At 72.5% G+C, this 19,520-nt stretch carries 19 protein-coding genes; 7 read left to right on the forward strand and 12 right to left on the reverse strand.

Annotated elements, in window-relative coordinates:
* Nucleotides 1–9 precede the first annotated feature (9 nt).
* Nucleotides 10–552, forward strand: coding sequence for a hypothetical protein (locus M8C13_RS30885; RefSeq protein WP_252484271.1), 543 nt, complete (start codon nucleotides 10–12; stop codon nucleotides 550–552).
* Nucleotides 549–1,187, forward strand: coding sequence for a hypothetical protein (locus M8C13_RS45160; RefSeq protein ID WP_305884023.1), 639 nt, complete (start codon nucleotides 549–551; stop codon nucleotides 1,185–1,187). The genes M8C13_RS30885 and M8C13_RS45160 overlap by 4 nt, the downstream gene beginning before the upstream one ends.
* On the opposite strand, the gene M8C13_RS30895 is transcribed toward M8C13_RS45160, so the two are convergent.
* The 7 genes from M8C13_RS30895 to M8C13_RS30925 all read right to left on the reverse strand — a co-directional run bounded on the left by M8C13_RS30895 (nucleotide 1,184) and on the right by M8C13_RS30925 (nucleotide 8,229).
* Nucleotides 1,184–2,707, reverse strand: coding sequence for an amino acid permease (locus M8C13_RS30895; RefSeq protein ID WP_252484272.1), 1,524 nt, complete (start codon nucleotides 2,705–2,707; stop codon nucleotides 1,184–1,186). The genes M8C13_RS45160 and M8C13_RS30895 overlap by 4 nt on opposite strands.
* Before the next feature lie 149 nt (nucleotides 2,708–2,856).
* Nucleotides 2,857–3,780, reverse strand: a complete 924-nt coding sequence (locus M8C13_RS30900; RefSeq protein WP_252484273.1) for a cation diffusion facilitator family transporter — start codon at nucleotides 3,778–3,780, stop codon at nucleotides 2,857–2,859.
* A 59-nt stretch (nucleotides 3,781–3,839) separates the two neighbouring features.
* Nucleotides 3,840–5,075, reverse strand: coding sequence for a mannose-6-phosphate isomerase, class I (manA, locus tag M8C13_RS30905; protein WP_252484274.1), 1,236 nt, complete (start codon nucleotides 5,073–5,075; stop codon nucleotides 3,840–3,842).
* Between the two features lie 44 nt (nucleotides 5,076–5,119).
* A complete protein-coding gene (locus M8C13_RS30910; protein ID WP_252484275.1) occupies nucleotides 5,120–6,202 on the reverse strand; it encodes an SIS domain-containing protein in 1,083 nt (360 codons plus the stop codon).
* A gap of 5 nt (nucleotides 6,203–6,207) precedes the next feature.
* A complete protein-coding gene (locus tag M8C13_RS30915) occupies nucleotides 6,208–6,426 on the reverse strand; it encodes a Trm112 family protein (RefSeq protein WP_252484276.1) in 219 nt (72 codons plus the stop codon).
* A gap of 23 nt (nucleotides 6,427–6,449) precedes the next feature.
* Nucleotides 6,450–7,799 carry a phosphomannomutase/phosphoglucomutase gene (locus M8C13_RS30920; protein WP_252484277.1) on the reverse strand — a complete coding sequence of 450 codons (1,350 nt, stop codon included), beginning with the start codon at nucleotides 7,797–7,799 and terminating at the stop codon, nucleotides 6,450–6,452.
* 70 nt (nucleotides 7,800–7,869) lie between these two features.
* Complete coding sequence (locus M8C13_RS30925) at nucleotides 7,870–8,229, reverse strand: DUF3499 domain-containing protein (RefSeq protein ID WP_252484278.1); 360 nt, start codon at nucleotides 8,227–8,229, stop codon at nucleotides 7,870–7,872.
* A gap of 81 nt (nucleotides 8,230–8,310) precedes the next feature.
* Here M8C13_RS30925 and M8C13_RS30930 point away from each other — a divergent pair, with 81 nt between their 5' ends.
* Nucleotides 8,311–8,778: a metallopeptidase family protein gene (locus M8C13_RS30930; protein ID WP_252484289.1), complete on the forward strand. Its 468-nt coding sequence runs from the start codon at nucleotides 8,311–8,313 to the stop codon at nucleotides 8,776–8,778.
* Here M8C13_RS30930 and M8C13_RS30935 read toward each other — a convergent pair.
* A complete protein-coding gene (locus tag M8C13_RS30935; RefSeq protein WP_252484279.1) occupies nucleotides 8,762–12,040 on the reverse strand; it encodes a glycosyltransferase family 2 protein in 3,279 nt (1,092 codons plus the stop codon). The two genes, M8C13_RS30930 and M8C13_RS30935, sit on opposite strands and share 17 nt — an antisense overlap.
* Before the next feature lie 118 nt (nucleotides 12,041–12,158).
* Nucleotides 12,159–12,425, reverse strand: a complete 267-nt coding sequence (locus M8C13_RS30940; protein WP_252484290.1) for a WhiB family transcriptional regulator — start codon at nucleotides 12,423–12,425, stop codon at nucleotides 12,159–12,161.
* A gap of 226 nt (nucleotides 12,426–12,651) precedes the next feature.
* Here M8C13_RS30940 and M8C13_RS30945 point away from each other — a divergent pair, with 226 nt between their 5' ends.
* From M8C13_RS30945 to M8C13_RS30960, 4 genes are all read left to right on the forward strand, one after another.
* Nucleotides 12,652–13,416, forward strand: coding sequence for a site-2 protease family protein (locus M8C13_RS30945; RefSeq protein WP_252484280.1), 765 nt, complete (start codon nucleotides 12,652–12,654; stop codon nucleotides 13,414–13,416).
* A 64-nt stretch (nucleotides 13,417–13,480) separates the two neighbouring features.
* On the forward strand, nucleotides 13,481–14,467 hold the full coding sequence (gene cofD, locus M8C13_RS30950; protein ID WP_252484281.1) for a 2-phospho-L-lactate transferase: 987 nt from the start codon (nucleotides 13,481–13,483) through the stop codon (nucleotides 14,465–14,467).
* On the forward strand, nucleotides 14,460–15,800 hold the full coding sequence (locus M8C13_RS30955; RefSeq protein WP_252484282.1) for a coenzyme F420-0:L-glutamate ligase: 1,341 nt from the start codon (nucleotides 14,460–14,462) through the stop codon (nucleotides 15,798–15,800). Before cofD ends, M8C13_RS30955 begins: the two co-directional genes overlap by 8 nt.
* A complete protein-coding gene (locus M8C13_RS30960; RefSeq protein WP_252484283.1) occupies nucleotides 15,797–16,339 on the forward strand; it encodes an NUDIX hydrolase in 543 nt (180 codons plus the stop codon). Before M8C13_RS30955 ends, M8C13_RS30960 begins: the two co-directional genes overlap by 4 nt.
* Here the strand turns inward: M8C13_RS30960 and M8C13_RS30965 are convergent.
* The 3 genes from M8C13_RS30965 to M8C13_RS30975 form a co-directional block, all read right to left on the reverse strand.
* Nucleotides 16,324–17,307, reverse strand: a complete 984-nt coding sequence (locus tag M8C13_RS30965) for a DNA-3-methyladenine glycosylase (protein WP_252484284.1) — start codon at nucleotides 17,305–17,307, stop codon at nucleotides 16,324–16,326. The genes M8C13_RS30960 and M8C13_RS30965 overlap by 16 nt on opposite strands.
* Entirely contained in the window at nucleotides 17,304–18,425 is a 1,122-nt protein-coding gene (locus M8C13_RS30970; protein WP_252484285.1) for a sugar phosphate nucleotidyltransferase, read from the reverse strand. Before M8C13_RS30970 ends, M8C13_RS30965 begins: the two co-directional genes overlap by 4 nt.
* Nucleotides 18,426–18,840: 415 nt before the next feature.
* On the reverse strand, nucleotides 18,841–19,128 hold the full coding sequence (locus tag M8C13_RS30975) for a hypothetical protein (RefSeq protein WP_252484291.1): 288 nt from the start codon (nucleotides 19,126–19,128) through the stop codon (nucleotides 18,841–18,843).
* Between the last annotated feature and the right edge of the window lie 392 nt (nucleotides 19,129–19,520).

Below are 19,520 nucleotides of genomic sequence, written 5' to 3' on the forward strand. Positions count from 1 at the left end.
TGGATCGTGATGCGCGAACACGGACAGCCCACCTGGACCGTCTCCATCAGCGAGGACAGTGCGCTCAGTGGCGCTCTGTTCGTTCGGGACGCGCTGGCGCTGAGCGCTCCCGAAGATCCCTTCCCCCTGGTCGAGCCGTCCGTGCCGGTGATCGGGGCGAACCGGGTGGACCGGGCCGCTGCCGAGCGGGAGTGGGTGGCGTGGCTGGATGAGCTGCTCTACGGGCAGCGGCGCAGCGTGCGGGACCGGCCGGTGCTGACCGCGGCGGCGCTGGAGCTGGTGGAGCCGTTGCGGGAGTGGGAGCGGCAGCGGCGGTCCGGGGATGACGGGCCGCGCTACGGCGGGTTGTTCATCACCGAGTTCGTGAACTCCTTCGAGGACCGGCTGGGGCGGCCGGTGCGGCCGTTCGGGCTGACCATCACCGTGGTGCCGGTGCGGGGCCGGTTCTTCTGGCAACGCGGGTCGGCGGACCTGCTGGCCTCGCGGTCGCTGCTGGAGGACCCGAAGGCCTTCGAGATCGAGTTCGACCCGGTTGTGCGGGCGCTGGCATGAGGCCGCCACCGCCGAAGCTCGCGCCGAAGCTGATCCTGGAGGGCACCCGGCTCACCGGGAAGACCGAGCTGGCCTTCGCGCTCAACGAGCACCCGCGCCTGGTCGGGCCGCGCAAGTACCGGTACCACTCGCCGCTGATCTCCGCGGAGTGGTGCGGGTTCACCAACCGGCCGTGGGGGCGCGGGCTGATCAACTTCGCGGAGTCCGAGGCGGAGCTGGCCAGGGAGACCTACTCGACCTGGCTGCGGATGTTCGAGCTACAGCGCTACTACTCGTGGCTGGTGGACCGGTTCCACCTGTCCACCGCGGCCTTCCAGCACCGGGCGGGCCGGGAGTTCGACTTCGGCTGGATCGAGGAGCGCTTGCGGCCCTTGGGTTTTGGGCTGGTGCTCTGCCTGCGCGAGCCGGCGACGTTCCCGGCGGCGCGGGCGGAACGGTTGACGGTGTCCGGGAATCCGGCGCAGTACGACGACCTGTCGATCTTCGTCCGCGAGCAGGAACAGCTGCGGAAGCTGGCCGCGCGCTCGGTGCTGCCGGTGCTGGAGCTCCAGGTGGCCGGACGCACTGAGGCGGAGCTGGCTGAGGAGGTCGCCGACTGGTGTGCCGCCAGCGACCTCCTCGGCCTGCGGGACTAGCCGCTCACGCTCTCGCGCTCACGCCGGGCGAGCACGGACTTGCGCTGGCCGTAGGCGAAGTAGAGCACCACGCCGGCGAGCATCCAGACGCCGAAGCGGACCCAGGTGAGGGCGGTCAGGTTCAGCATCAGCCACAGGCAGGCGATGATCGCCACGATCGGCACGAACGGCACCCACGGGGTGCGGAAGCCGCGCTTGAGGTCGGGCCGGGTCTTGCGCAGCACCAGCACACCGGCGGAGACCAGCGCGAAGGCGAACAGCGTGCCGACGTTGACCATCTCTTCCAGTCGCCCGGCGTCGAAGAAACCGGCCGCGATGGCGACCACGATGCCGACGAACAGGGTGGCGCGCACCGGGGTGCCGTGCTTGCCGGTCTTGGCCAGGCCCTGCGGGACCAGGCCGTCGCGGGACATGGCGAACAGCACCCGGCTCTGGCCCAGCAGCAGCACCATGACCACGGTGGTCAGACCGGCCAGCGCGCCGATGGCGATGATGCTGGCCGCCCAGGTGACCCCGACGTCGGAGAAGGCCGAGGCCAGCGTGGAGCGCACCGGTTTGCCGTCCGGGCCTGGCTTGGTGGCCAGCGCGGTGTACGGGCGCATGCCGGTGACCACCAGGGACACCGCGATGTAGAGCACGGTGACCACGGCCAGCGAGCCGAGGATGCCGCGCGGCACGTCGCGCTGCGGGTTGCGGGTCTCCTCCGCGGTGGTGGCCACGATGTCGAAGCCGATGAAGGCGAAGAACACGATGGAGGCCGCGGCGAAGACGCCGTAGAGGCCGTAGGTGCTGCTGGCCCCGCCGAAGATCAGCGAGAACAGCGACTGGTCCAGCCCACTGCCCGCGTGCGCCACCGCGCCACCGGCCTCGGCGGCCGGCGGGATGAACGGGGTGTAGTTGGCGGTGTTGATGTAGAAGAAGCCGACCAGGATGACCAGCAGCACCACCGCGACCTTGATCGCGGTGATCACCAGGCTGACCCTGGAGGACAGCTTGGTGCCCAGGGCCAGCAGCGCGGTCAGCACCAGCACCACGAGCACCGCGCCCCAGTCGAAGTCCAGCCCGGCGATCGAGACCGTGGTGGGCGCCTTGAGCCCGGCGATCTCCAGCACGTTGGCCAGGTAGCTGGACCAGCCCTTGCCGACCACGGCCGCGGCCAGCGCGAACTCCAGGATCAGGTCCCAGCCGAGGATCCAGGCGATGAACTCGCCGAAGGTCGCGTAGGAGAAGGTGTACGCGCTGCCCGCCACCGGCACGGTGGAGGCGAACTCGGCGTAGCAGAGCGCGGCCAGGCCACAGGTGATGGCGGCCAGCACGAAGGAGATCGTCACGCCGGGGCCGGCGATGTCCCCTGAGGTCCGCGCGGCCAGGGTGAAGATGCCCGCGCCGATCACCACCGCGACGCCGAAGACCGTGAGGTCCCAGGCGTTGAGGTCCTTCTTGAGCTTGGTCTCCGGCTCATCGGTGTCGGCGATCGACTGCTCAACGCCCTTAGTGCGCCACAAGCCACTGCCTGGCACGCCCAACCTCCTGAAAAAGTTCTCCCGCCTGTGCCCCGGTGGGGGCGCCCCCGACAACACTGTCGTGGGCGGCGCTCACCCTACCGGCGGACGTTCTGTGGTTTCTCCACGGTTATCCACAAATCAACGCCCGCCGGCGGCAGGAGAACTCAGGCGCCTGCCTTGACCGAGTGGTCCAGGTCGGGCTCCAGGTAGATCAGCCGGGCCTCCGGCACCTTGGCCCGCACCCGCGACTCGGCGTCGTTGATCGCCTGGGCCACCTCGGCCACGGAAAGCTTGGGCTGCAACGCGATCTTGGCCGCGACCAGCAGCTCGTCCGGGCCGATGTACTGGGTGCGGATGTGGATCACGTGGTCCACCGTGGCGGTGGCCAGCTCGTCCACGATCACCGCGAGCACGTCCGGGTTGGCGCCCTCGCCGATGAGCAGGCTCTTGGTCTCGATGATCAGGGTGATCGCGATCACGCCGAGCAGCACGCCGATGCACAGGGTGCCGATGGCGTCCCAGACCGGGTCGCCGGTCAGCACGGTCATGCCGACACCGCCGAGCGCGAGGACCAGGCCGACCAGCGCGCCGAGGTCCTCCAGCAGCACCACCGGCAGTTCCGGGGTCTTGGCGTTGCGGATGAACTGCCACCAGGTGGCGTTGCCCTTGATCTTCCTGGACTCCTGGATCGCGGTGTGGAAGCTCCAGCTCTCCAGGCCGATGGCCACCACCAGGATGCCCACCGCGACCAGCGGCGAGGTCAGCGCTTCCGGGGCCTCCAGCTTGTGGATGCCCTCGTAGAGCGCGAACGCCGAGCCCAGGGTGAACAGCAGCAGCGCGACCACGAAGGAGTAGAAGTACCGGTCCCGGCCGTAGCCGAACGGGTGCGACTCGCTCGGCTTGCGCGCGGCGGTCTTCTGCCCGACCAGCAGCAGCGCCTGGTTGGAGGTGTCGGCCACCGAGTGCACGGCCTCGGCGAGCATCGAGGACGAGCCGGTGATGGCGAAGCCGACGAACTTCGCGGCGGCGATCCCCGCGTTGGCGACCAATGCCGCCACGATCGCCCTGGTGCCGCCCCCTGCTGCCACAACAACTCCTCGTGGTGTCGTGTCCGGATTGTCCTGCCCCGGCTGGTCCGGAGGGGAGACTAGCCGTCCGTGCCCGCGGTCGCGCGGAAGACCTGCAGATCGGTGCCGGCGAGGTTGGACACCCTGGTCTTCGGATCACCGGCGGCCAGCCAGGCCGAGGCGCCGCGGGGCAGCTCCAGCCGGGTGCCGTCCTCGGCGGTGAGCAGGGCTTTCCCTTGCGTGCACAGGAGGATCTGCGGCCCGTCGGCGGGCAGCAGCACCTCCTCGGCGGCCGGGGCGCCGGCCGGGATGTCCACCCTGGACAGCTCGAACTCCGGCGCGGGCGTCGGGTACGCGGTGAGGTGGCGGCTGACCCGCTCGCCGCGCAGCACCGGCATGTCCCCGCAGGAGAAGTCCAGCACCCGCAGCAGTTCCGGCACGTCCACGTGCTTGGGGGTCAGGCCGCCGCGCAGGATGTTGTCGGAGTTGGCCAGGATCTCCACGCCGGTGCCGTGCAGGTAGGCGTGCAGGTTGCCGGCGGGCAGGTGGATGGCCTCGCCGGGCTGGAGCACCAGCCGGTTCATCAGCAGCGCGGCCAGCACGCCTGCGTCGCCGGGGTGGCGTTCGCCGAGCTCCAGCACGGTGCGGCACTCCAGGGCGAACTCGCCGCGCTCGCGCAGGTGCCGGATGCAGGCCTCCAGCAGCGGTGGCAGCAGCCCTTCCAGCGCGAGCTGGGGCAGGGTGATCCAGGTGGTGAACAACGCGCGCAGCCCGTCCGGGCCGGGGTCGGCGGCCAGCAGCTGGGCGTGTCCGGCCAGCTCGGGCACGTCCAGCGCGGCCAGCAGCGCCACGGTCCGGTCGGCGTCCCGGAACCCGGCCAGGGCGTGGAACTCCGAGAGCGCGCAGATCAGCTCCGGCTTGGCGGTCGGGTCGGGGTAGTTGCGGTTGGGCGCGTCCCTGGGGATGCCAGCCGCCTCCTCCTTGGCGTAGCCCTCGGCGGCCTGGGCGGCCGAGGGGTGCGCCTGGATGCTCAGCGGCTCCTCGGCGGCGAGCACCTTGAGCAGGAACGGCAGCCGGTTGTCCCAGCGGCGGGCGCAGGCCTTGCCGAGGTGGAACTCCGGTTCACCGTTGATCGCGGCCAGCAGCGAGGTCTCCGCGCCGTCCGGGCCGAGCAGCGTGGACGGGTCGCCGGGATGGGCGCCCAGCCACAGCTCGGCCTCCGGGTGCGGGGCCGGGACCTCGCGCCCGAGCAGTTCCGCGATCACGGTGCGCGAGCCCCACGCGTAGGGCCGCACCGCGTTGCGCAGCAGGTCCACTGTTCCTTCTCACTTCCTGGTTCGGGTCTCGCGGGTCGCTCGCCTCAGGCGATGACCGGCGACACCACTCCCGGCCCGCCCAGCGTGCCGGCGGCCAGCCCCAGGTACAGGGCGGCCAGGTCGAAGCGCACCGCGAGCAGCGCGGCGCACAGGGCCTCGTCGCCGGTGACCTCCTCGGCCGGGGCCACCAGGTCGGCGCCGGGGAGGGTGTCCTCGGCGGCGCGGCGGGTGGCATCGGCGATCGGGCCGCGGCGGACCGCGAGCAGCAGCACCCGCGGGGTCGGCCCGGTGGACAGGTCGTCCGGGTCGGCGAACAGGTCGTGGCCGGATGTGCCCTGCACGGCCGCGCGGTGCAGCGCGGGCCGGAGCACGGCCTGCGGGTATCCGGCCACGTCGGAGACCACTCCGGCGAAGGTGGCCAGTGACTGCGCGGCGTGCGCGGCCACCGCGGTGGCGACGTGGTCGAGCCCCCAGAGCAACGGGGTCCGGTCGGCCAGCCGGAGCGCGAGCGCCTTGGCCGGGTTGACGAAGGACTCGTGCATCGGGTGGTCGCGTTCGGCCTCCCGGTCCAGCTCGTCGGCGATCAGGCCGACGTCGGTGCGCAGCAGGCCGAGCTTGGTGACCGTGAGCAGCCCGGCGGCCAGCGCGCGGGCGAAGCCCAGGCCGTGCGGCGCGTGCACCCGTGGCGGCAGCAGCAGGGCCTGGCCGGCGGCCGCGGCGGCCACCGGGCCCTCCGCGGGCGCGGTGAGCACGATCCGCGCGCCGCGGCGGGCGGCGCGGTCGATGGACTCGGCGAGCACCGGGTCACCGGGGTCGTCGGCGTGCGCGATGATCATGTCCAGCGCGCCGATCCAGGTGGGCACCACGTCGGTGACCACCACCGGCACCGGGCAGGCCGGGCCGAGCAGCGCGGCCAGCAGCGCCGCGGCCGCCGGGCCGACACCGGGCCTGGTGAGCAGCACCAGCGCGCGGGGGCGGTCTTCGGCGAGCCGGTCGAGGCCGAACTCCTGCGCGGCCTCGATGGTCGAGCGCATCTGGGCGCCCGCCGAGGCGGCCGCCCGCAACAGCCCTCCGGTGTCGGCCTCGGCGAGCCGGGCCGGGTCGTCGAGCAGGACGTCGTCGAGCACCAGGGTCACCCTGCGGCGGACGGCCCGTCGGTGGCGGGGCCACCCTCGGCTTCGTCGAGCAGCAGCACCGGGATGCCGTCGCGCACCGGGAACCGGCGGGTGCAGGCGGTGCAGGACAGGTAGTCGGCCTCGGCGTCATCGGGTGTGCCGGGGGTCAGCTTGCCGTGCACGGGGCACGGGCAGGCCAGGATCTCCAGCAGATCCGGGTCGAGCTGCGTGGACACGGTGCTCACCTCTGTTTCCCTCCTCAGGCCCGGACGATCGCCAGGACCTCGTCGCGCAGCGCGGCGACGGCCTCGGCGTCCTTGGCCTCGATGTTCAGTCGCAGCAGCGGCTCGGTGTTGGAGGCGCGCAGGTTGAACCAGGAGCCGTCCGGCAGCTCGATGGTGAGCCCGTCCAGCTCGTCCAGCGTCACCCCGTCCCTGCCGCCGAAGGCCGCCTTGATCGCGGCCAGCCGGTCCGCCTGGTCGTGCACGGTGGAGTTGATCTCACCGGAGGCGGCGTAGCGGGCGAAGTCCCTGGTGATCTCGGCCAGCGACTTGTCCTGCTCGCCGAGCGCGGCCAGCACGTGCATGGCGGCCAGCATGCCGGTGTCGGCCCGCCAGAAGTCCCGGAAGTAGTAGTGCGCGGAGTGCTCGCCGCCGAAGATGGCGCCGGTCTCGGCCATGGTCTGCTTGATGAAGGAGTGCCCGACCCTGGTGCGCACCGGCTTGCCGCCGTGCTCGGCGACGATCTCCGGCACGCCCTTGGAGGTGATCAGGTTGTGGATGATCGTGCCGCCCGGCTCCTTGGCCAGCTCGCGCACCGCGACCAGCGCGGTGATCGCGCTCGGCGAGACCGGGTCGCCGTTGGCGTCGACCACGAAGCAGCGGTCGGCGTCGCCGTCGAAGGCGATGCCCGCGTCCGCGCCGATCTCGCGCACCTTGGCCTGCAGGTCCACGATGTTCTTCGGGTCCAGCGGGTTGGCCTCGTGGTTGGGGAAGTTGCCGTCGAGCTCGAAGTACATCGGCACGACCTCGATGGGCAGGCCCTTGAACACCTCGGGCACGGTGTAGCCGCCCATGCCGTTGCCCGCGTCCACCACGATCTTCAGCGGCCGGATGCCGGTGAGGTCGACCAGGCCGCGCAGGTAGGCGGCGTAGTCGGTGAGCAGGTCGCGCTCGGAGACCGAGCCGCGGGCGCCGAGGAACTCGGGCACGCCCTGCTCGACCATCTCGCGGATCTCGGTGAGCCCGCTGTCCTGGCCGACCGGCGCGGCGCCAGCGCGGCAGAGCTTGATGCCGTTGTACTGGGCCGGGTTGTGGCTGGCGGTGAACATCGCGCCGGGCAGGTTCAGCTTGCCGGAGGCGAAGTAGAGCATGTCCGTGCTGGCCAGGCCGATGGAGACGGCGTCGACGCCCTGGGCGGTGACCCCCTCGGCGAAGGCGGTGGCGAAGCCGGGTGAGGACTCGCGCATGTCGTGCCCGATGACCACGGCGGGGCCACCGACGAGCCGGGCGAAGGCCGCACCGAGGTCGCGCACCACGTCGGTGTCGAGCTGTTCTCCCACCAACCCGCGGACGTCGTAGGCCTTGACGATGCCGGACAGGTCTCGCACGCCTTCTCCTGACTTCGGCTCACTTGGACAGCTGCCCCGAAGCCTACCGGCGGCGACTCTGCGGTTGTGTTCAGTCCTCGAGAGGGTCTGGGAGCACCCTTAGGTGGCCGCGTCGGCCGGTGCCGTAGGCGGGCTCGGTCGCTTCGATCGGGCGGTCCGCCCGGCCTGCCTCACGCACCGCCTCGGCCAGCGCGGTCAGGTCGTCCACCGTAGGTTGGGGAACGGCGAACTCGCCCTCGTGCCGGACGACCTCCCACCCACGGGGGGCGGTGAGCCGCATCGCGTGCTGTTCACACAGGTCGTAGCTGTGCGGCTCGGAATAGGTGGCCAGCGGCCCGACGACCGCGGTGGAGTCGGCGTAGGCGTAGGTCAGCGTCGCAACGGCCGGGTTCGTGCACCCGGTCCGCGAGCACCTTCTTACGCTCCGCACGATTGGGGACGATAGCGCCTCCTGTCCACCCTGTGCGGCAGGCACGCGGATGACATCCGCGTACCCTCAGTGGCCGTGGTGATGGCAAGGGGTACCCGACGGGGGATCAGGCAGCGTCGGGACCGGCACGGGCGAGGTATGCGAGGGCAGCTCTACCCCTCGACGATGCCCGCTGCCCGCAGTCGCTCGGAGCGTTTCGACGCGGTGGTGCTGGAGGCCCTGGAGCCGATCGAGCAGCGCTGGCGCAACGAGCTGACCCAGCTGGACGTCGCGGTGGACGACGTCCCTGAGCTGCCCTCGGCCAAACCCGAGGCGCTGAGCTGGGGCGATGACGTGGTCGAGGACGGCAACGTGCCGCTGGCCCGGCTGGTGCCGGCCGGCGTGGACCGCCGCGGCCTGCCCACCCGGGCGCGCATCGTGCTCTACCGCCGTCCGCTGGAAGCCCGCGCGAAGGACGGCGCGGACCTCTCCGACCTGGTGCACGACGTGCTCGTCGAACAGGTCGCCACCTACCTCGGCCTGGACCCGGAAGTCATCGACGGCGACTAGGCACCGCGGTCAGCGCGGTGAACAGAGCGATCGCCGCCTGGGCCAGCAACAGCAAAGTCGGCAGGGTGGCCGGCACTGTGACGCGGATCTCGGCCGCGGTTTCCGGCAGGGCGACCGCGACCAGGTGGCCGTAGGCCCTGGCCAGCGGAACCTCTCGGCCGTGGACAGTGGCCAGCCAGCCACGCTCGTCCTCGGCGGCGACCACCAGCACCCGGCCCAGCGGCCCGGCGCTGACCGCGACAGCGATCTCCGGTGGCCGGGCCTCGACCGAGGTGAACTCGACTCCTCCGGCCGGGATGCCGCCAGTGCGGGCGCGCAGCGCGGCCTCGCCGGCCAGCAGGGTGACCGGGCCGCGGGCGGTGGGCAGGCGCAGCACCGGGCGGCCGTCGGTGGCGGTGGCGTCGGCCACCACCAGGTCGGGGGCTGAGGCGCGGACCCTGGCAGCGGTGTCCGGGTCGGGCAGCAGCAGGAACCGGATGCCGCTGGCACCGGCGGACTGCAGGGCGGCGCGGACGGCCTCCGAGGTGCCGGCGCGCAGGGCGGTGGCGGTGTCGTTGATCCGCTGGGCGGCGCCTGGCGCGGCCAGCACGTCGTCATCGCCGAAGCGGGGCAGGCGGCCGGTGGTCTGGCGGCTGGGCTGGCCGAACGCGCCGACCTCCAGCACCGCGGCGCCGGTCTCGCGCAGCTCGGCCAGCAGGCTGTTCACCAGCACCGGCGGCGCGGACTTCAACGGGCCGTCCGGGCCAACGAGCAGCGTGCTCGCGGCGAGGGCGGCCAGGGTCGCGGCTCCGGTGCCGGCGAGCAGGCGGACCGGGATCGCGGCCGGCGGGCCGGGCAGGGCGGCGGTGAGCACGATCCAGGCCAGGCCGCAGGCGGCCAGCAGCAGCGGGGCGCCGGTCCAGCCGGTGCTGGGCGGGCCGCCGTTGACCGGGGTGACCTCGATCAGCCCGGTCGCGATGGCCGCGGCCGCGCCCAGTGCGAACAGGGCCAGACCGGGCAGCATCAGCGGGCGGGGGCGCAGCACCGCGGCGGTCAGCGCGGCCAGCACCGCGACCAGGCCGAGCCAGGGCAGCGCACCGGGGCCGCCGGGGTAGAGGGCCAGCAGGTCGAGCGGGTTGGCGCGGGTCTCCCGGATCGGGGCTCCGGTGCCGTGCAGCAGCACCGAGGGGTGCCGCAGCACCTGCGCCGGCCAGGGCAGCTGGAGTGCCAGCGGCAGCAGCACCAGGGTGAACAGCGCGGCCACCCGGCGGCGGCCTTCGCCCGGCACCAGCACGAACCCGGTCAGCGCGGCCAGCAGCACGAGCAGGTGCGGCAGCGGGTGGAAGGCGCCCAGCACGGCCAGCGCGAGCGCGGTGGCGCAGGTGACCGACAGCCAGCCGATGTCCGGCCGCCGGGGCCACAGGATCGCGGCCACCCCGGCCAGCACCGGCGGCAGCAGGATGTGCGCGACCACCACGTCCAGCCTGCCCTGCGCGGTGGCGGCGGTGGCGATGGGCAGCAGCGCGTACCCGGCGGCCACCGCGGCCCGGACCGCGCGCGAGGCACGCAGGCGGCGGGTGGCCAGGTAGGCGGTCAGCCCGGCCAGCGGCAGGTCGCCGAGCAGCAGCACCGAGACCACCGCTGACGGGCCGCCGAACACCGAACCCAGCACCGCGAGCACCCCGGCGGTCATCGGCGCGGGCGCGATGCTGCCGCCCGCGACCGGTTGCCAGGTGGCCACGTAGCCGGCCCAGGTCTCGCCGAGGCTCCCGGCGGGCAGCAGCCTGCCGCCGGCGAGGTCGCCGCCGAGCCGGGCCCACTGGGTGGCCAGCGCCAGCACGGTCAGGCCGAGCACCAGGAACAGCACCGGGCTGAGTAACAGCTCGCGCAGCACCCGGCCGCGGTCGATCTCCACCAGCACCAGCTCGGCCGGTCGCGGGGTGCCGCGCGGCACCGGCGAGGGCCGGGGGCGCGGGCTGGGCCTGCGCTGGAGCGCCGCGGTGGCCGCGACCTCGACCACCACCGGTCCGGCAGGCCTGCGCAGCCCGGCGGGTCCCAACCTGCGCGCGGCGTCCCGGCGGCGGCTCGGTCCGAGCGCGCCGGCGGGCAGTGCGGGTGGGCCGGGACGGCGTTGTGGCGCACCGGGTTCGGTCCACTCCGGCACCGGGCTGGCCGGGATCCGGCCGAGGCTGACATCGGCGCGCACCCGGTTGCGCAGCAGGTGCAGCAGCCCGCCCTGCACCGCGTTGCGCAGCCTGGTGAGCCGGGAGGTGAACAGTCCGCGGATCTCCGATGGCGGCACGGTGCGGGTGGCGGCGCGGGATCGCCGCGCGGCCAGCAGACCGGCCCGGCCGCCGAAGAGGTAGCCCAGGGCGGCCAGCTCGGCGCCCGCGGAAGTTGTCCGGCGCAGCAACAGGAAACCCAGCGCGCGCAGCAGGCACAGCACCGCGAGCCGGGGCAGGCCGAGCACGAAGGAGGGCAGGCTGGTGTTGACCAGGAAGGTGCGCAGGCCGTGCGCGCGGCGGGCGCGGGCCAGGCTGGGCACCGCGTGCACCGGTCGCTGATCCCGTTCCGCGGCACGGGCATGCCGGATCCGGGCGGTGGGCACCAGCAGCACCAGGTGCCCGGCCAGGTTGGCCCGCCAGCCGAGGTCGATGTCGTCGCAGCCCAGTGGCAGCGCGGGATCCAGCCCGCCGAGGGCCTCCCAGACCTCGCGCCGGACCAGCGCGCCCGCGGTGCCGACCGCGAGCACGTCCCGGCTCTGGTCGAAGCCGCCGCCGTGCGCCAGTTCCGCGCCGGAGATGCCGGTCTGGGTGTGGCCGGAGGCGTCCAGGGACAGCCCGCCCTGCACCACCAGCCTGGGGTCGGCCCAGTCCACCGCGAGCGGGCCGAGGATGGCCGCCGACGGCGCGAGCTCGGCGGTGCTCAGCAGGGCGGGCAGGCAGTCGGGTTCGGGCGCGGAGTCGTCGTGCAGCAACCAGATCCACTTGCCGGGGTCGCCCCAGCGCTCGGTGGCGGCTTCGACGGCTTTGGCAACGGCGACGCCGAATCCGGTGCCTGGGGCTTCGGTGAGCACGCCGTCGAGCAGCCGGTCCGGACCAGTGGCCGCGGCGGCCAGCAGGCGGGCGGTGGCGTCGGTGGATCCGGTGTCCACGGCCAGGATGTGCCGGGGGCGCAGGGTCTGGTGGCGCAGCGCGGAGAGCAGCGGCCGCAACCATTCCGCGCCCTCATGGCAGACGATCACGGCGAGCACCGGCGTGGTGCCCGGCTGCGGGTGCGGCAAGCTGGTCCCTCGAGTCGGCGGCGCTTCCACCACGTGCCGGTGGAATCCACTGGCACGTGGTGGAAAACGCTACGGGGTGCGACCGGGTGATCTCACCCGGCCACACCGAACCGTTATGTCACACCGCTCGGCGTTTGAGCTTGCGGCGCTCTCGCTCGGACAGACCGCCCCAGATGCCGAAGCGCTCATCATGCGCAAGGGCGTACTCGAGGCACTCGGCCCGAACCTCGCAACCGGCACAGATCCGCTTGGCCTCCCTGGTGGATCCACCCTTCTCAGGGAAGAACGCCTCCGGGTCGGTTTGCGCGCACAGTGCCCGTTCCTGCCAGTCGTGCTCCTCGTCCGCCTCCAGGGCGGGGTCGAAGAGATCGACCAGCACTCCCACGCCAGTGGGTGCGGAGTCCCGCTCTCCCACTCGGCTCCCTTCGTTCTCTTCCACTGTCCGCTCCTCCCGCACTCCCCGGTGGCGGACCCCATTCGCCGTCCCACCCGACGAATGACACCAATGTGATTAGACCTGTGGGATGCAAGAGGGTCAAGCCAAGTACACACGACGGGGGACGAATCTGCCCCGCTGGCAAGGAGGTTCACCGGCAGGGCAGAGTGTTGCTGTGACGAGATCCTCGGTTGCCCCAAGCCCGCTGTTCCTAATCCTGCTGGCGGTCACGGTCGGCGGCGGCGTGCTGTCCACCTTGGACCAGAATGTGGCACGCACTGCCGGAATCGTCCTGTTGGTGCTCGGTGGCTGGGCGGTCTCGCTGTGCCTGCACGAGTTCGGGCACGCCTATCTCGCCTTCCGCAACGGCGATTATTCGGTGCGGCACAAGGGATATCTCACCCTGGACATCCGCAGGTACACCGATCCGGTGCTGAGCCTGCTGCTGCCGCTGTTGCTGCTCGCCGTCGGTGGCATCCCGCTGCCGGGCGGCGCGGTGTGGATCGATCGGCACGCGTTGCGCACCCGGCGCGGGGAGTCCTTCGTCTCGCTGGCCGGGCCGATGGCGAACCTGGTGATCGGTCTGTTGCTCATTGCGACGGTGGTACTGACAAATCCACCCGAAGGACTGGCAGCCGGACTGTCCTATCTGGCCTACCTGCAATTGTTCACCTTCGTGCTCAACATCCTGCCCATTCCCGGCCTCGACGGGTTCGGCGTGATCGAGCCGTACCTGTCCTACCAAGCCAGGGAGTTCGGCGCGAAGGCCCGGCCGTGGGCGCCTTTTGTGCTGTTCGCGCTGCTGATCGGGGTGCCGCTGGTTGGCCAGGCGTTCTCCGGCGCGGTGCTGTGGATCTATCAGTCGCTGGGCGGCGACATCACCGAGCTGTTCAAGGGCCAGGCCGGGTTCCGGTTCTGGGAGGGGCGTTCGCCGTGGTGATCATGATTACGGAGCGCGGCCCCCAAGTTCGCCCGTTCGGGCAAAACGGGGAGGATGGGCGACTGTGAAGGTCGTTGTGCTGGTAGGTGGCGTCGGTGGCGCCCGTTTCCTGCAAGGGGTCAAGGCCGCGCTGGGCCTGCCCGCGGTCGGCGCGGGCGCGTCGCCGCATGAGATCACCGCGGTGGTGAACAACGGCGACGACGTGTGGCTGCACGGCCTGCGGGTGTGTCCGGATCTGGACACCTGCATGTACACCCTGGGGGGTGGCATCGACACCGAGCGCGGCTGGGGTCGCGCGGGTGAGAGCTGGACGGTCAAGGAGGAGCTGGCGGCCTACGGCGCCGAGCCGAGCTGGTTCGGGCTCGGCGACCGGGACATCGCCACCCACCTGGTGCGCTCCCGGATGCTGCGCGCGGACTACCCGCTCTCCGCGGTGACCGAGGCGCTGTGCGACCGCTGGCAGCCGGGGGTGCGGCTGCTGCCGGCCACCGACGACCGGTGTGAGACCTATGTCTCGATCGAGGACCCGGACTCCGGTGAGCCCAAGGCGATCCACTTCCAGGAGTGGTGGGTCCGGTACCGGGCGCAGTTGCCCGCGCGGGCGATCGTGGCGGTCGGCGCGGAGCAGGCCAAGCCGGCGCCGGGGGTGGCCGAGGCGATCGCGGGCGCGGACATCGTGCTGCTCGCGCCGTCGAACCCGGTGGTCAGCGTGGGCACCATCCTGGCGGTGCCGGGCATCCGGGCCGCGGTCGCGGCGACCGAGGCTCCCGTCATCGGGCTGTCGCCGATCATCGACGGCAAACCGTTGCGCGGGATGGCCGACGCCTGCCTGACCGCGATCGGGGTGGCCTCGACCGCGGAGGCGGTGGGCAGGCACTACGGATCGCGCAAGTCCGGTGGCGTGTTGGACGGCTGGCTGGTGCACACCGGGGACTCCGCGCTGGTGGACGGGGTGGAGGTGCGCGCAGTGCCACTGCTCATGTCCACTGTGGACGCTACCGCGCAGATGGCGAGGGACGCCTTCGAGCTGGGCGGGGTGTCCGTTGGCTGACCACGCCGCCGCTTCCCTGGAGATCTTGCCGGTCACCGGTCTGCCGGAGTTCCGGCCGGGTGACGACCTGGCGGCCGCGCTGGCCGGGGCCGCGCCCTGGCTGCGCGACGGTGACGTGCTGGTGGTGACCAGCAAGGTTCTGTCCAAAGTGGAGGGCCGACTGGTCAGCGCGCCGACCGACCCCGAGCAGCGGGACACGCTGCGCCGCGAGCTGGTGGCCGCCGAGTCGGTCCGGCTGGTGGCGCGGAAGTTCCGCACGCTGATCACCGAGAACCGGCTGGGCATCGTGCAGGCGGCGGCCGGGGTGGACGGCTCGAACGTGGCCACCGATGAGCTGGCACTGCTGCCGGAGGACCCGGACGGCTCGGCGGCGAGGCTGCGCGCGGAGCTGCGCGAGCGGCTGGGCGTCACGGTCGCGGTGGTGGTCACCGACACCATGGGCCGGGCCTGGCGGGTCGGGCAGACCGACGCGGCGATCGGCGCGGCCGGGCTCACCGTGCTGCACCGCTATGCCGGGTCGACCGACGCGCAGGGCAACGAGCTGCACGTCACCGAGGTGGCGGTGGCCGACGAGCTGGCCGCCGCGGCCGACCTGGTGAAGGGCAAGCTGGGCGGGCTGCCGGTGGCCGTGGTCCGCGGAATGTCCATTGTGGACGACGGTTCCACCGCCCGTGACCTGGTCCGGCCACTGGAGGAGGACCTGTTCCGGCTGGGCACGGATCTGGCGATCGAGCAGGGCCGCCGGGAGGCGGTGCTGACCCGGCGCTCGATCCGGACCTTCAGCCAGGAGGAGGTGCCCGAGGAGCTGGTGCGCCGGGCGGTCGGCGTCGCACTGACCGCGCCCGCGCCGCACCACACCCACCCGGTGCGCTTCGTCTGGCTGCGCGACCGGGCGCTGCGGGCCAAGCTGCTGGACGGCATGCGCGAGCAGTGGCGGGCCGACCTGCGCGCGGACGGCTGGCCCGCGGAGCGGATCGAGCGGCGGATCAAGCGCGGCGACCTGCTGTACGGAGCGCCGGAGATCGTGCTGCCGTTCGGAGTTCCCGACGGCGCGCACGACTACCCGGACGAGCGACGTAGCGCGGCGGAGAAGACGATGTTCACCGTGGCCGGTGGCGCGGCCGTGCAGGGCCTGCTGGTGGCGCTGGCGGCTGAGGGGCTGGGCTCCTGCTGGGTGTCCTCGACCATCTTCTGCCCGGACACCGTGCGCTCGATCCTGGACCTGCCAGCCGATTACGCGCCGCTGGGCGCGGTGGCGGTGGGTTATCCGGCGGACGGCCCGCTCGCGCCGAGGCCGCCGCGGTCCGTCGAGGGGGAGTTGATCGAGCTGTGAGCCTGCACGCCGAAGCGGTCGCCGAGCTGTCGGACTGGCGGCCGGCGGATCCGAACCAGGAGAGCCTGCGGCACGCGTTCCTGAGCTTCCTGGCCGCCCGCGAGGACGGTTGTCAGCGCTCCTGCGTGCCGGGGCACCTGACCGCCTCCGCGATCGTGCTGGACGCCACCGCGGAGCACGTGCTGCTCACCCTGCACCCGAGGGTGGGCCGCTGGCTCCAACTGGGCGGCCACTGCGAGCCAGAGGACCCGACCCTGCTGGCCGCCGCCCTGCGCGAGGCCACCGAGGAGTCCGGCATCGACGGCCTGGTGATCGAACCCGTCCCGCTGCACCTGGAGGTGCACCCGATCACCTGCTCACTGGGCCGGCCGACCAGGCACCTGGACGTCCGGTACCTGGTGCGCGCGCCGGTGGGCGCGCGGCCGGTGCGCAGCGCGGAGTCGGTCGACCTCCAGTGGTGGCCGGTCGACGGACTTCCGTCCAATGTGGACAGTGTGCCGCGGCTGGTGGAGCTGGCGCTGCGTCAGATCGCCCGGTAGTCCCGGCCGGCGAACCGGGGCCCGAAGCGTGGTTTGCGGGCCCCGGAGCACTCCAGGTAGCGGATGGCCCGCTGCCGCTGCGGGGCGTAGGGCGCGAGGATCTCCAGCATCTCCTCGTCACTGGCCTTGCGCCCGGCCAGCGCCCAGCCAACCACGTCGTGCAGGTGGAAGTCGCCAACACTGACCGCGTCCGGGTCACCCCAGGCCCGCTGCGCGATCTCGGCCGCGGTCCAGACCCCGATGCCGGGGACCTTGCGGAGCAGCTCGCGGCCCGCCTCACCGCCGAGGTCGACGGCGCGTTCCAGGCGGGTGGCCACGGAGGCGGCGGCGAGCAGGGTGCGACGGCGAGCGCCGTCGACGCCGGCGCGGTGCCATTCCCAGTCGGGGATCGCGAGCAGGGCGCGGGGAGTGGGTGGGGTGTAGAGCGGGGTCAGGGCCGCGGGCGGGGCGAGAGGTGCGCCGGACAGGGCGGGCTCGGGTTCCGGTGCGCCGGGCAACGCGGGGCCGGGGGCCGGTGTGCCGAAGCGGCGGCACAGCTCCCGCCAGGACCGCCAGGCTTCCTTCCCCGTCACCTTCTGTTCCAGCACCGCCGGGATCAGCACGTCCCAGACCTGCCCCGTCCGCCCGATCCGCAGCCCCGGCGCGCGCCGCCGGGACTCCGCGATCAGCGGGTGGTGCGCGACGAAGCCGGTGTCGTCGTCCCGCGCGCCCAGCAGGTCCGGCAGCGCGGCCAGCGCCAGGTCCGCGCCAGGACCCCAGGCGCTGGCCCTGATCTCGCCGCCGCTGCGGCGCAGGGCCAGGGTGGCGGGCCCGGCCGGGGTGTTGCTCGCGCGCCAGGCCGTGCCGTCCTGGCCGATCCGCAGGCACGGGTCGGCCGGGCCGCGGCGCAGCGGCTTGAGCACGGCGGCCAGGTCCAGAGCGAACGGCGGGGTCCAGGCCCGCTCGGCGGCCGGGGCGGCCAGGGTCATGCGTCGTGGCTGAAGCGCACCGAGCCGTCGGCCAGCGCCGTGTTGGGCCACACCCGCAGGCCGTCCAGCAGCTCGCAGCGGGCGCCGACCACCGCGCCGTCACCGATCACCGCGCCGCGCAGCACCGCACCGTCACCGATCCGCGCGCCCGCGCCGATGACGCTGCGCTCGACCACCGCGTTCGCGCCGATCACCGCACCGTCGAAGAGCACCGAGCCGTCCACGGTCGCGCCGGGACCGACCTGGGCGCCCGCGCCGACGGTGCTGCCGTTGACCAGCTTGGCGTCCGCGCGGACCAGCGCGCCGTCCAGCACGATCGACTCCCCGGCCGGCGCGGGCAGCGCGTCGGAGGGAGCCAGGCCGCGGACCAGGTCCGCCGAGCCCTTGACGAAGGCGGCCGGGGTGCCCAGGTCCAGCCAGTAGGAGGAGTCCACGTGGCCCTGGAGGCGGGCGCCGCGCTCCAGCAGACCGGGGAAGGTCTCCCGCTCCACCGAGACGGGCCGGTCGGCCGGGATCTCCTCCAGCACCGAGCGCTTGAAGACGTAGCAACCGGCGTTGATCTGGTCCGCGGGCGGGTTCTCGGTCTTCTCCAGGAAGGCGAGCACCCGGCCGTCGGCGTCGGTGGGCACGCAGCCGAAGGCGCGCGGGTCGGGCACCTTCACCAGGTGCAGGGTGACGTCGGCGTCGTTGCCGATGTGGGTCTCGGCGACCGCGCCCAGGTCGACCCCGGACAGGATGTCGCCGTTGAAGACCATGATGTGCTCGGCGCGCAGCCGGGAGGCCGCGTTGCGGATGCCGCCGCCGGTGCCGAGCGGGGTGTCCTCGACCACGTACTCCAGCTCAAGGCCCAGCCGCGACCCGTCGCCGAAGTACTCCTCGAAGACCGAGGCCTTGTACGAGGTGCCGAGCACCACATGGGTGATGCCGGCCGCCCTGATCCGGGAGAGCAGGTGGGTGAGGAAGGGAACACCCGCCGTCGGCAGCATCGGTTTGGGCGCCGACAGCGTCAGCGGCCGCAACCGGGTGCCCTGGCCGCCGACCAGCACGACCGCGTCAACACCGGACAGTTTTCGCACACGTTCCCCCTGCTCCTCGACTGGCGCCGGACTGGCCGACATGCCGTTACTCCTCTTCACCCTGACGAGACCCCCTGGGACGGAATACTCTTGCAGAGAACCCGGACCAGGCGAGCGGCGGCTCCGGAGAGCGACCACCACAGCGTGGGGGATGATCTCCGTATCCGCCTGCCGGCAAATCCGCCCCAGGCGACGAGGCAACGCAGGAGAGGCCAGCGCGATGGATCCCCGCGAACGGGCCGATGAGCTGCTAGCCCGTGCCAGGGCGCGTGGCTCCTTCGTCGTCACACCAGACGACGCCACCTCGCCGATGGATGCGGCCAACACGGTACAGATACCCCGGATCGTGGTCGCGGCGAACGACCCGCACCACGCCGATCCGGACTCAACCGTGATCCTGTCACCGGAGGCGGTCCAGGCCATGCAGGCAGGGTATGGGCCACAACACGGGCAATCCCTACACATGCACCCGGGTGCGCAAGGTCACGGCCAACAGACCATGCCACCCCAGCCCCGCCCCCCGCACGGCCACCAGCCGACCCAGCCCATGCCGCACGCGCAGCCAACGCAGCCGATGGGTCAGCACCCCCAGCCGACCCAGCCGATGCAGCACGCGCAACCCACCCAGCCGATGCAAGGGCAGGGACAGGGGCAGCAGCAGCAGCCGGGGCAGGGACAGCACGGGACGCAGAACGGCGGGCATCCCCAGCAGCAACAGCAACAACAACAGCAGCAGGCTCAGCACCCGCAGTGGCCTGACCGGCGCTCGTAGCGCGTCGGGCAAGGCCCGGGGCTGGCTCGGGGTTAGCTCGGGGTGAAAACCCACAAAGTGGGCCTCTTGTCTTCTCCGTACGGCCTGGAGACTGCTAACCGCATCCCAGCGAGCAGACGCTCACAGCAACCGCCGCCAACGCCGATCAGCGTGACGGCGGCTGATCGCTGGGATGTGGTTCGCTGTCGGAAGGTCGTGCGGAGAAGACAAGAGGACCGCGAGCACGCTGGAATCGGCTCCGGCAGCCTGCTCAACCCCGCAACCTGCTCGTCCCGGCTTTTGACTTGTCAAACCCCTCCGGGGGTCTGCCCGTCCGGCGAGGACATTCTTTTCGCTTTTCGCTTTTAAGATCAAAAGAAAAAGAC

The organism is Crossiella sp. SN42, from assembly GCF_023897065.1.
Lineage (GTDB): Bacteria > Actinomycetota > Actinomycetes > Mycobacteriales > Pseudonocardiaceae > Crossiella.